Origin of the sequence: Mesorhizobium sp. M5C.F.Ca.ET.164.01.1.1, from assembly GCF_004792125.1 — a bacterium.
In the GTDB taxonomy this organism is placed as follows: Bacteria; Pseudomonadota; Alphaproteobacteria; order Rhizobiales; family Rhizobiaceae; genus Mesorhizobium; species Mesorhizobium wenxiniae.
Genome location: NZ_SRTG01000582.1, coordinates 1 through 286, shown reverse-complemented (window position 1 = coordinate 286; position 286 = coordinate 1). Strand labels below are relative to the sequence as shown.

Sequence of the window (286 nt, the reverse complement as noted above, 5' to 3'; positions counted from 1 at the left end):
GGCGGAGACGACGCCGATAGAGCCGACGATCGAGGACGGATCGGCGAAGATCTCGTCGCCGGCGACCGCGATCATGTAGCCGCCGGAGGCCGCCACGTCCTCGACGAACACCAGCACCTTCTTGTTCTTCTCCAGCGCGAGGTCGCGGATACGCTTGAAGATCAGCCGCGACTGCACCGGCGAGCCGCCCGGCGAATTGATGGAGATGGCGACGACGGGCGCATCGAAGGAGAACGCCTTCTCGATGAGGCCGGCGGTGGACGCCAGCGACAGGCTCGGCCGGAAC

Annotated in this window: 1 protein-coding gene; it reads right to left on the bottom strand. The window is 66.8% G+C overall.

Annotated features, from left to right (window positions below; translation table 11 throughout):
* A partial coding sequence (locus EN807_RS34845) for a S49 family peptidase (RefSeq protein WP_189522715.1) occupies window positions 1-286 on the bottom strand: 286 nt, incomplete at both ends.